Genomic DNA, 11,486 nt, shown 5'->3' with positions numbered 1-11,486 from the left:
CTAATAGAATTCAGGTCGGCCCAAGTGCCGACCGACCGCCAAAAAGGATGACCATATGCTGATCCTGAATTGCCCGTATTGCGGCATCGATGCCGAAGAAACCGAACTGGCCGCTGGTGGCGAGGCGCATCTGAAGCGTTTCGGGCCGGGCTCGTCGGATGACGATTTCCACGACTATCTGTTCATGCGTGAAAACCCCAAAGGTGTTCACTTTGAACGCTGGCGCCATGTGAATGGCTGCGGCAAGTGGTTCCACGCCGCCCGCTGCACGAGCACGCTGGAAGTGTTCGGCACGTATCCGGCCCAGACCACCGAACCGCCGCAAGAGATCAAGGACGCCATCACCGCAAAACGTCCGGGATGGACATGGAGAGAGTTCTCCTGATGCTTCATCTTTTCAAAAATACTCCCGCCGGAGGCTCTGACGTCTCCACCTGCGAAAGGTCCGCAAAATGAGCACCCGTCTCGCAAAACAGGGCCGGCTGATTAACCGGTCAAAACAGGTCACCTTTACCTTTAACGGCACCTCGATGCAGGGGTACGAGGGCGACACGCTCGCCTCGGCCCTGCTGGCCAATGATCAGATGATGGTGGGCCGGTCGTTCAAATACCACCGTCCCCGCGGCGTTGTCGCCAGCGGCGCTGAAGAGCCGAACGCTCTGGTCGGTCTGGGGCAGGGCAACCGGTTCGAGCCGAACCAGCGCACCACCACGACCGAGTTGTTCAACGGCCTGACCGCGATTTCACAGAACCACTGGCCGAACCTCGAGTTCGACATCGGCGCAGTGAACACTGCGTTTGCGCGTTTCTTGCCGGCCGGTTTCTACTACAAGACGTTCATCCATCCGAAACCGTTCTGGAAACACGTCTACGAACCGTTCATCCGTCAGTCTGCCGGTCTGGGCAAAGCGCCCGACAAGGACAGCCGCGACGCGGACACCTATGAACACTTCTACCACTTCACCGATGTACTGGTGATCGGTGGCGGTGTGGCTGGTCTGCAAGCCGCGAAAGCCGCCGCGCAGTCCGGCGCCAAAGTCATGCTGATTGAGCAGACCGCACATTGGGGCGGTCGCGCTCCGGTTGACGGCGGCACCGTCGATGGTGAGCCTGTGGATAAGTTCGTGGAACAATTGGTTTCCGAACTCGAAACAATGGACAACGTTACTCTGCGCAATCGCTGCATGGGTGCGGGCGTCTATGACCACGGTTATGTGTTGGGGTATGAGCGCCTGACCGACCACACTCCGGGCGTGCAAGGCCCGCGTCACCGTCTGTGGCGCATTCGTGCGAAACAGGTCGTGACCGCCACCGGCGCAATCGAGCGTCCGCTGTCTTTTGCGGGCAACGATGTGCCCGGCGTAATGCTGGCCGCAGCTATGCGTGATTACGTGGTGAACTGGGGCGTGACCCCGGGCGAGCGTGTGATCGTCGCCACCAACAACGACGACGCCTACCGCACTGCGATCATCTTGAAACAGGCGGGTGTGGACGTTCTGCGTATCGTCGATGCGCGTACTGCTGCCGGTCCTCTGGCCGAAGAGGCGCGCCAGCTTGGTATTCAGGTCGACCCGGGCAAAGCGATTGCCAAAGTTAAGGGCGGCAAGCGCGTCAAGAAGGTTGCGCTGTGCAATCAGGAAGGCATCGGTGGCGCTCGCGAAGAAGTTGAGTGCGACGCGGTTGCCATGTCGGGCGGCTGGTCTCCGGTCGTGCACATGTGGTCGCACTGCGGCGGCAAGCTGATCTGGGATGAGGCAAACGCCCATTTCCGCCCCGATCCCGAACGTCCGCCGTTGGGCGCAAATGGCGAAGGCTTTGTGGTTGCCGCCGGTTCGGCCAATGGTCCGCTGGCTCTGGGCGATGTACTGTCAGACGCACAGACCGCTGGCGAAGCTGCCGCCAGTGGCGCGGGCTGCAAACCCAAGACGGCTGATGCTCCGAAAGGGGAAACCACCACTGAAGCTCCGATGGAGCCGGTCTGGCTGATGCCCTCGAATGCCGAAATCGGGCTGCGCATGAAGTCTTGGTTGGATTTCCAAAACGACGTCAAAGTGTCCGACGTTCAACTGGCTGCACGCGAAGGCTATGAAAGCGTCGAGCACACCAAGCGTTACACCACGCTGGGTATGGCGACCGATCAGGGTAAGCTTAGTAATATCAACGGTTTGGCGATCCTTGCTGATGCATTGGATGCGGAAATTCCCAAGGTTGGTACGACTACTTTCCGTCCGCCTTACACGCCCATCTCGCTGGCATCGATTGGTGGCGAAGCGCGTGGCGAGGTGTTCCAGCCGATCCGCCGCACGCCGATGCATGACTGGCACGACAAAAACGGCGCCGATTGGGAGCCGGTCGGCCACTGGCGCCGGACCTATGCCTATGTCCGTCCCGGTGAATCTGTGCATGACGCCGTGAACCGCGAGGTGAAAAATACCCGCGAAAACCTCGGCCTGCTGGATGCCTCGACGCTGGGCAAGCTGATCGTCAAAGGCCCGGATGCAGGCAAGTTCCTGGACATGCTGTACACCAACATGATGTCCACGCTGAAGGTCGGTAAATGCCGCTATGGCCTGATGTGCTCGGAAAACGGCTTCCTGATCGACGACGGTGTTGTTGCCCGTATCGACGAGGACACCTGGCTGTGCCACACAACCACAGGCGGAGCCGAACGCATCCATGCTCATATGGAAGAGTGGCTGCAGACCGAGTGGTGGGATTGGAAAGTCTACGTTGCCAACGTGACCGAGCAATACGCGCAGGTCGCCGTGGTTGGCCCCAATGCCCGCAAGGTGCTGGAGAAGCTGAACGCGCAGGCCGGTGGCGGCATGGATCTGTCGAAAGAGGCGCTGCCCTTCATGGAATGGCGCGACGGCAAGATCGGTGAGTTCGATGCGCGGGCCTACCGCATTTCGTTCTCGGGTGAGCTGTCCTATGAAATCGCGGTTCCCGCGTCTCAGGGTCAGGCGTTCTGGGATGCGCTGATCGCGGCAGGTCAGGAATTTGGTGTCATGCCATACGGCACCGAATGTCTGCACATCTTGCGGGCCGAAAAGGGCTTTATCATGATCGGGGACGAGACCGATGGCACCGTGATCCCGCAGGATCTGGGGCTGCACTGGGCGCTCTCGAAAAAGAAAGAGGACTACCTCGGCAAACGCGCCCATACGCGCACCCATATGGCCGATCCGGAACGCTGGAAACTGGTGGGTCTCGAGACTGTGGATGGTTCCGTCATTCCCGACGGCGCTTACGCAGTGGGCGAGGGCGTCAACGCCAACGGTCAGCGCAACATGATCGGACGGGTGACCTCGACCTATTATTCGGCCAACCTGGGCAAAGGCATCGCAATGGGCCTGATCAAGCACGGTCCTGATCGCATGGGCGAGATTGTCGATTTCCCGGGCACGGACGGTAAAACCTACAAAGCCAAGATCGTGGACCCGATCTTCTTCGATAAAGACGGGGAGAAGCAGAATGTCTGAACCTATCAGCGCACTGAACCACGCCAGCTATGACGGCATCGCAAAGGTCGAGGAATGCGGCCTGCAGGGAATGATCACCCTGCGCGGCGACCTGTCCGACAAGGTGCTGGCCAAGGCCGTTAAGGACGCCACCGGGCAGAAAATGCCCGGTCAGCGCGAAGCACTGGTCAACGGTGATACCGGCGTCTGCTGGATGTCCACTGACGAACTGCTGGTGTTGGTGCCTTACGCCGAGGTCGAGGCCAAGCTGGCCGCGATGAACAACGCGCTCAGCGGTACGCATGCACTGGCCGTCAACGTCTCGGACGCGCGTGCTGTTTTCCGTATCTCGGGCGCAAGCGCGCGTGAGGTGATGGGCAAGCTGGCACCTGTTGACCTGTCGGCTGAGGCGTTCCAACCCGGTCAAATCCGCCGCTCACGTCTGGCACAGGTCGCGGGCGCGTTCTGGATGGACGATGCTGAAACCTTCCGCGTCGTCTGTTTCCGCTCGGCCGCGGACTACGCGTTCAAATTGCTGAAGGTTGCGGCGCAGCCCGGCAGTGAGGTTGGGATTTACTAATTGCGTTGAACAACAGGTTAATGGGAGCCCCGGTTTTAAAATCGGGGCTTCTTCGTTCATCGAGGTACACAGGTTCCTAGACCGTATGGTCTGTTAGCAAAGTCTGTGTGTACGAAAGTCATCCGAACTTTGACTGTGTTTTGGGCAGTGTTTAGGTTTGCCTGATACCGAAGTCGCTGGCTTCCGCCCACCGAGGCCTTTTCGGTGATGTCCCAAGACATCCGAAATTGATTGCCCCCCTTCTTTTTTTAATCGGACGGGCATCCAATCTTGGTATTGCGTGTCAGACATCGCGGTTCCTGCCGCCTCGTCTATCCGAAATGAATACTAAGGCGCAATCCAGCCGCCATCGTCTTGCTTGGTCATATTGCAGACATAGGTGACTGATTCCGCTGCGGCAAAATGTGCGCCAAGCAGGGTTAATACAGCGATAGTAAGGTATTTCATTTGTTCCATTTTTTTCTTGTGTGATGTTCGCACAGAAACAGCCTGACCGTGAGTATTCAAGGCGAAAAACACGATTTGCGACACAAGCGACAGCAGTTGTTTAATTGTGCAGCAATACCGTTTGGTACTGCCCAAGAACATCTGGTTCCAGTAGCTGCGCGACATCTAGAGAACGGGATTTTTCGTCCTTGATGTGAGGGTAGAAATCCAGCAATCCCAGCAACAAGGTTGTTCGTCTTAGCCTGTCCTGCTCGGGCAAAAGGGGCGAGTGCAGCGACAGATACAAGCTGGGGCGCTTTCGTTTCAACCAATCTATGAGGGTTGGCAAAACAAAAAACTCTGCCCCTTCGATATCCATTTTCACCAGCGAAACACTGGACAAGTCGTTGACTGCTTCAAACTGATCCCAAGCGATGGTTAACGCGTCGCTGCCATGCACACCATCATGCAGCAAGGAACTGGTGGAATCGCCCGGTTCTCCGCGAACCGAGGCCATGCGGGCCACGCCGAACTGGTCCGACAACGCCACGCCAAAGGCCGAGACGTTGTGGATGTCGTTCAGGTCAAGATTCCATGCCAGATGCCGGAAAGCAGTAGGGTCGGGTTCGAAACACCACACATGTCGTGCCTTGCGCGCACCGTACAGGACCGTAGGGCCGATCCAGGCGCCGATATCCAGATAGTCGCTGTCCAGGGTCAGGTATTTGTCGAGCACGGCGAAGGTTTCGGGTTCCCACGTACCGGCGGAGGCCTTGCGCCAGAATTTCGAATGATAGGGATCAAGTCGAAACGGCTCCCCGTTCAGGTTTCCCGCATAGTATCCGCGGGCGCGGTAGAACATCTTGCGCGCCTGAGTCAGCATCGCGGGCCTCCGGGTTTTGTTATCTCTGCCCTTGACCTGAGGCGCTTGCCAAAGCATTTAACCCTTGGGAACCGCAACTTATATTTAACAGGGGGCCGAGATGGCTTTTGAACTTCCTGATCTTCCTTATGCACATGATGCGCTGGCAGCCAAGGGTATGTCCGCGGAAACATTGGAATATCACCACGACCTGCACCACAAGGCATATGTCGACAACGGCAACAAGCTGATCGCCGGAACCGAGTGGGACGGCAAGTCGCTGGAAGAGATCATCGTTGGCACCTATGACGCAAGCGCTGTGGCGCAGAACGGCATCTTCAACAACATCAGCCAGCTGTGGAATCACAACCAGTTCTGGGAAATGATGGGCCCCGGCGATAACGCCATGCCCGGTGAGCTGGAAAAGGCTCTTACCGAAAGCTTCGGCTCGGTTGACGAATTCAAATCGCAGTTCAGCGCTGCTGGTGCCGGTCAGTTCGGCTCAGGCTGGGCGTGGCTGGTCAAGAACGCAGACGGCTCGCTGGCTGTGACCAAGACCGAGAACGGCGTGAACCCGCTGTGCTTCGGCCAGACCGCGCTGCTGGGTTGTGACGTGTGGGAACACTCGTACTACATCGATTTCCGCAACAAGCGCCCGGCTTACCTGTCGAACTTCCTCGACAATCTGGTGAACTGGGAAAACGTTGCATCGCGGATGTAATCCTTGACCCGACGAGGGTTTATCAAGGGCCTGCTGGCGACCACGCTGGCAGGCCTTTTTGTTGCCGCGTGGGGATTTTTCATCGAACCGGCCCTGCGATTGCGCGTGCGGAAATGGCGGATCAGGCGCGCGGATTGGACAGCAAAGCCGCTACGGATCGCGGTTTTGGCCGATATGCATGTCGGTGAGCCTCATGTCGGGCTGGGGCGCATTCGGCGGGTGGTGCAGCGCACAAATGCTCTGTCTCCGGACTTGATCTTGTTGTTGGGGGACTTTGCCGCTGGGCACAAGATGGTTTCGCAGCCCGTTGAAATCACCAAGCTCGCGCCGGTGTTGGCGAACTTGCAAGCCGAATACGGCGTCTATGCGGTATTGGGTAACCACGACTGGTGGGACGATTTGTCAGCGCAGAAGCGGGGAGGGGGTCCGAACCTCTATGCTGATGCTTTGCGACAGAACGGAATCCCTGTGCTTTCGAACGAGGCTATAAAATTGGACGGCCCCGGCATTTGGTTGGCTGGCCTAGAGGATCAATTGGCCATTGCCCAAGGGGGGGGGCGATTCCGCGGGTTGGACGATTTACCGGGAACGTTGTCGCAGATCACCGATGACGCGCCGGTAGTGATGATGGCTCATGAGCCCGACATATTTCCCAAGGTCCCAGAGCGCGTGGCGCTGACCCTGTCCGGGCATACGCATGGTGGTCAAGTGCGGCTGTTCGGTTGGTCTCCGATTGTGCCGTCACGGTTTGGCAATCGCTACGCTTATGGGCATGTACACGAAGGTGGGCGCGATCTGGTTGTCTCAGGTGGGATTGGGTGCTCGATCCTGCCGGTGCGCTTTGGCGTAACACCAGAAATCACGGTTATCGAGCTGTCTGCCTGACAGGAGAAATCCCGCCGATGAAGAAAGTTTCATACTGAGACGGGATTGCACCCTGCCCCGAAATGCTTACCTAAGGTGAGGCGGAGGGAGAGAACCGCTAACCATTTGAAACAAATCAGGCAACGCACCGGAATACTCTGGCCGCCTCAGGGTGGAGTATTGCCTGATAGTAGAGGGATGGCCGTTCCGGCCATTACAGGAGAGAGCAATATGGTCGCACTTGAGCAGGGAACTTGGGTTGTCATTGCCGATGGGGAAAAGGCGTTGTTTGTCGAGAACATCACTGATGCCGAAGACCCCAATCTGGTTGTTGTCTCGGTTGAGGAACAGGACGCGTTCGCTGGCCCGTCTGACCGGGCAGGGCGGCGTTTCGATGGCGGACCGAACCAGAAATCGGCGGTTGAGGAGCCGAACTGGAAAACCCATGCGAAGTCCCTTTTTGTGCAAGACGTTGCCAACCTGCTGAACCGCAAGGGATTGAAGGGCGCGTTCAACCGTCTGGTTTTGGTCGCCAGCCCGCACGTGCTGGGTTTGCTGCGCCGACGCCTGCACAGCGAAGTTCTGGCCAAGGTGGTGGCCGAGGTCGACAAGACCCTGACCAATCATCCTATTCACAAGGTTGAAAAGCTGTTGACCAGTCGTCTGAACCCTGCGGCGCAGCCGGTGTAGCTTTGGACGGGCGGTCTTGGGCCGCCCTTCCACTTGTCAGTTCAGGAAGCCGCGCAGGGTGGACATTGCCTCTGCCGGGTCATTGACCCAAGTGATGAAATCCGCCAGCGACCCGTCAGCAAATCCCTGTCCGATGACTTGTTGCAACAGATCGTGAAGCGCATCCCAGTAACCATCTACATTCATTACCAGAATGGGCTTTTCGTGCAGACCCAGCTGGCGCCATGTCAGGGCCTCGAACAGCTCGTCCAACGACCCGGGACCGCCGGGTAGAACCACGACGGCATCCGCATTCATGATCATGACCTTTTTCCGCTCGTGCATCGTTTCAGTGATCACGAAACGGGTCAGATCGGTCTTGCCAACCTCGCGCCGCAGCAGGTGAACCGGGATCACGCCGAACGTGTCGCCTCCGGCCGCTTGTGCTGCGCGGGCGACCTCACCCATCAGGCCAACGTCTCCGGCCCCGTAAACCAGCCGCCAGCCTTCCTGCGCCAGCAGGGTGCCAAAGGTTTTGGCGGCTTCGGAATAGGCGGAATTTGCGCCGTTACGTGACCCGCAATACACACAAACAGATTTCTGAGTCATCAAGAACGCTCTCCGGGGTTGTGCCAGGGGTTTTGACCCCTGATAGCGGTATTGGTAGATTGGCTCAACCGTCAGTCAGAAGGTGTTTTAGTCAAGGCACTTGCACTGCGGAGTGAAAGGAAAAAAATGAACGCCGAGTCGGGAAACGGAAGCTCTGGTGGTGTCGTTTGGGGGGCGATCGCCGGTATCGTGGTTGTGATCGGAGCGGGCGGGTTCTTGCTGTCCGGTATGCGTGACGACGCGCCCGAAGAGTTGGCGCCGCAGGAAGAGGTTGCAGTTCTAACCACGGAAGAAAGCACTCTGGATGAACCTGTTGAACAGGAACCCGAGGCTGAGGCACCAGTAGCTGAGGAAGAAATCATAGAAGAGACCGCTCCACAGGTCTCACCCTCTCTGGACCAGATTTTTGTTGAGCCGGACGGCAATGCGGTACTGTCCGGCACGGCCGAACCCGGCACCGAGGTAAACGTGTTGCTGGACGGTGAGCCAGTCCATAGCTTTACGGTCGACCCCAGCGGGCAGTTTGCCGAGTTTGTGTTGATCCCGTTTTCCGAAACCGCGCGGGGCCTGACGCTGGAAACACAGAGCGATCAGCCGATGCGTTCGGACGACTATGTTATTGCGCCACTACCCGAACCGGAGCCCGTGGAAGAAGATGTGCCGCCCACTCAAACGGCCGAGGCAGTCCCAGAAGAAACGGAAGTCGCCGAGGCCGATCCCGAGACGGGCAAAACGCCTGAGGCTACCGATGCATCTACGCCCGAGGCAGAGCCTGAGGAGGAGCAGACGGCACAAGTAGCTCCTGAGGATGAGGGGGAGGAGACGCAGTCCCAAGGGGTTGCCGTCCTTCGATCAGGCGAAGACGGGGTTGAACTGGTCCAAGCACCAACAGTGCAACAGCAGGAGCCGGAACAGGTGGCGCTAGACACGATCGGCTATTCCGATACCGGTGAGGTAGAACTGACGGGCAGGGTGCCAGACGGGTCGGTGGTTCGTTTGTATCTGGACAACCGGCTGGTGGATGATCTGACCCCAGAGGATGACGGCAAATGGCGAAGCGAGTTGGAAGGGGTTGAACCTGGCGTCTACACCCTGCGTGTGGATGAGGTTGGGGCAGACGGGACCGTCGCCAGCCGACTTGAAACGCCCTTCAAACGCGAGCCGATTGAGGTTCTGCGCGCCGTCGAAGCTTCGGAGGAACCAGAACCAGATGCTGGCACGCCGCCGATCCGCTCGGTGACCGTGCAGGAGGGCGACACGCTTTGGGCTATTTCGCGCGAAAGGTTCGGTGATGGTGTTCTCTATGTACGGCTGTTCGAAGCCAACAAGGATTCGATCCGCGATCCAGATCTGATTTATCCGGGTCAGATTTTTACGATCCCCGAATAAACCTTTTGCCTCTGGCCCTTTCCGGGGCAGGGGCTATCTCTGACCGCAGATCAGGTACGTGATGAGACGAACAGCACCGATGCATTCCGACGACATGCCCAAAACCGACGAGCGCCAGTCTGGCTGGCGCACGATACGAAAGGTTGCGCCGTATCTCTGGCCCGAGGATGAGCCCTGGGTCAAACGCCGCGTGATTCTGGCGCTTGGGATGTTGGTGCTGGCCAAACTGATCGCAGTCTACACGCCGATCCTGTACAAGGGCGCGGTTGACGCTCTGGCTGGTGAGGGGGTGCCACCGCTGGCACTGGGGGCCGTGGGGCTGACCGTTGCCTATGGCGTAGCGCGGATGATGACCGTGGGGTTTCAGCAGTTGCGCGATGCGGCCTTTGCACCGGTCGGGCAGCGCGCCTTGCGGGCGTTGGCGCTTGAGACGTTTCAGCACATCCACCAACTCTCGATGCGCTACCACGTAACCCGCCGCACCGGGGGCCTCAGCCGGATCATCGAGCGCGGCGTGAAAGGGGTTGAGTTTCTGCTGCGGTTCCTGCTGTTCTCGATCGGGCCGCTGATCCTGGAACTGCTGCTGGTCGCGATCATCCTGATGTGGTTGTTCGATGTCTGGTATCTGGTCGTCGTGGCGGTGACCATCGGGTTCTATATCTGGTTCACCTTCGCCGTCACCGAGTGGCGCGTAAAGCTGCGGCGCGAGATGAACGATCAGGATACCGAGGCCAATCAGCGTGCCATCGACAGTCTGCTGAATTTTGAAACCGTCAAGTATTTCAATGCCGAACAGCGCGAAGCTGAACGCTATGACGTGTCGATGAAGGCCTATGCCGGGGCGGCGTTGAAAACGGCATACTCGCTGGCCTTTCTGAATTTCGGTCAGTCTTTTCTGATCACTTGCGGGCTGATCGGTGTGATGGTTCTGGCCGCCCTTGGGGTTCAGAACGGTTCGCTGACCGTGGGCGATTTCGTCATGGTCAACGCCTACATGATCCAGATCACCGTGCCGCTGAACTTTCTGGGTACAGTGTACCGGGAAATCCGCCAGTCACTGGTCGATATGGGGCAGATGTTCGATCTGCTGGAGCAACCCGCCGAGGTCACCGACAAACCCGATGCGCCGGACCTTGTCGTCAATGGCGGAGAGGTCACGCTGGAGAATGTCCAATTCGGCTATGACGCGGATCGGGAAATCCTGAAAGGCGTGTCGCTGACCGTGCCGGCGGGTCAGACCGTGGCAATTGTCGGTGCGACAGGCTCGGGCAAGTCCACTATCGGGCGGCTGCTGTTCCGGTTTTATGACGTGACCGGTGGCGCGCTGAAAATCGACGGGCAGGACGTGCGCGACGTGTCGCAGACCAGCCTGCATTCAGCCATCGGAGTGGTGCCGCAGGACACGGTGCTGTTCAACGACACAATCCGCTATAACATCGCCTATGGCCGCGACGGCGCCTCTCAACAAGAGGTTGAGGCCGCCGCCAAAGCCGCCCAGATCCACGACTTCATCGTCACGCTGCCCGAAGGCTATGACACCAAGGTAGGTGAGCGGGGGCTGAAACTGTCCGGCGGTGAAAAGCAGCGGGTCGGAATCGCCCGCACGCTGCTCAAGAATCCTCCGATCCTGTTGCTGGACGAGGCGACCTCGGCTCTGGATACCGACACCGAGCAGGACATCAAGGACGCGCTGGCGCGGGCCGGGGAAGGGCGCACCGTGCTGACCATCGCGCACCGGCTCAGCACCATTGCCGAGGCCGACCGCATCGTCGTGCTGGAACAGGGAGAAATCCTTGAGCAGGGCACCCATGACGAGCTTCTGCAACGAGAAGGCCGCTATGCGCAGTTGTGGAGCCGCCAACAATCGGACGCGCAGGCCGCCTGACTTACGTTGCGCGGGAATGT

Annotated in this window: 11 protein-coding genes; 8 read left to right on the top strand and 3 right to left on the bottom strand. The window is 58.7% G+C overall.

Annotated features, from left to right (window positions below):
* The first annotated feature begins 55 nt into the window (after window positions 1-55).
* From GOW98_RS01420 to GOW98_RS01410, 3 genes are all read left to right on the top strand, one after another.
* A complete protein-coding gene (locus GOW98_RS01420) occupies window positions 56-385 on the top strand; it encodes a sarcosine oxidase subunit delta (RefSeq protein ID WP_170329274.1) in 330 nt (109 codons plus the stop codon).
* 67 nt (window positions 386-452) lie between these two features.
* Window positions 453-3,482, top strand: a complete 3,030-nt coding sequence (locus tag GOW98_RS01415) for a sarcosine oxidase subunit alpha family protein (RefSeq protein ID WP_170329273.1) — start codon at window positions 453-455, stop codon at window positions 3,480-3,482.
* Complete coding sequence (locus tag GOW98_RS01410) at window positions 3,475-4,041, top strand: sarcosine oxidase subunit gamma (protein WP_170329272.1); 567 nt, start codon at window positions 3,475-3,477, stop codon at window positions 4,039-4,041. The genes GOW98_RS01415 and GOW98_RS01410 overlap by 8 nt, the downstream gene beginning before the upstream one ends.
* Window positions 4,042-4,368: 327 nt before the next feature.
* Here GOW98_RS01410 and GOW98_RS25530 read toward each other — a convergent pair whose 3' ends face one another.
* Both GOW98_RS25530 and GOW98_RS01405 read right to left on the bottom strand, forming a co-directional pair.
* A complete protein-coding gene (locus tag GOW98_RS25530) occupies window positions 4,369-4,623 on the bottom strand; it encodes a hypothetical protein (protein WP_217359245.1) in 255 nt (84 codons plus the stop codon).
* Window positions 4,589-5,350 carry an FkbM family methyltransferase gene (locus tag GOW98_RS01405; RefSeq protein WP_170329271.1) on the bottom strand — a complete coding sequence of 254 codons (762 nt, stop codon included), beginning with the start codon at window positions 5,348-5,350 and terminating at the stop codon, window positions 4,589-4,591. The genes GOW98_RS25530 and GOW98_RS01405 overlap by 35 nt, the downstream gene beginning before the upstream one ends.
* 100 nt (window positions 5,351-5,450) lie before the next feature.
* Here GOW98_RS01405 and GOW98_RS01400 point away from each other — a divergent pair, with 100 nt between their 5' ends.
* From GOW98_RS01400 to GOW98_RS01390, 3 genes are all read left to right on the top strand, one after another.
* Window positions 5,451-6,050 (top strand): superoxide dismutase, encoded by a 600-nt coding sequence (locus tag GOW98_RS01400; protein ID WP_170329270.1) that lies wholly within the window; start codon window positions 5,451-5,453, stop codon window positions 6,048-6,050.
* Between the two features lie 3 nt (window positions 6,051-6,053).
* Complete coding sequence (locus GOW98_RS01395) at window positions 6,054-6,935, top strand: metallophosphoesterase (RefSeq protein WP_170329269.1); 882 nt, start codon at window positions 6,054-6,056, stop codon at window positions 6,933-6,935.
* Between the two features lie 210 nt (window positions 6,936-7,145).
* The gene (locus GOW98_RS01390) at window positions 7,146-7,604 is read left to right on the top strand and encodes a host attachment family protein (RefSeq protein WP_170329268.1); all 459 of its coding nucleotides are present in this window, start codon (window positions 7,146-7,148) and stop codon (window positions 7,602-7,604) included.
* Between the two features lie 36 nt (window positions 7,605-7,640).
* Here GOW98_RS01390 and GOW98_RS01385 read toward each other — a convergent pair whose 3' ends face one another.
* Window positions 7,641-8,192, bottom strand: a complete 552-nt coding sequence (locus tag GOW98_RS01385) for a TIGR00730 family Rossman fold protein (RefSeq protein WP_170329267.1) — start codon at window positions 8,190-8,192, stop codon at window positions 7,641-7,643.
* Between the two features lie 126 nt (window positions 8,193-8,318).
* Here GOW98_RS01385 and GOW98_RS01380 point away from each other — a divergent pair, with 126 nt between their 5' ends.
* Both GOW98_RS01380 and GOW98_RS01375 read left to right on the top strand, forming a co-directional pair.
* Entirely contained in the window at window positions 8,319-9,581 is a 1,263-nt protein-coding gene (locus GOW98_RS01380) for a LysM peptidoglycan-binding domain-containing protein (RefSeq protein WP_170329266.1), read from the top strand.
* 94 nt (window positions 9,582-9,675) lie between these two features.
* The gene (locus tag GOW98_RS01375; RefSeq protein ID WP_254437867.1) at window positions 9,676-11,466 is read left to right on the top strand and encodes an ABCB family ABC transporter ATP-binding protein/permease; all 1,791 of its coding nucleotides are present in this window, start codon (window positions 9,676-9,678) and stop codon (window positions 11,464-11,466) included.
* Window positions 11,467-11,486: the final 20 nt, after the last annotated feature.

Source organism: Ruegeria arenilitoris, assembly GCF_013032445.1.
GTDB classification, from domain to species: Bacteria; Pseudomonadota; Alphaproteobacteria; order Rhodobacterales; family Rhodobacteraceae; genus Ruegeria; species Ruegeria arenilitoris_F.
This window is presented reverse-complemented; position numbering and strand designations above follow the sequence as displayed.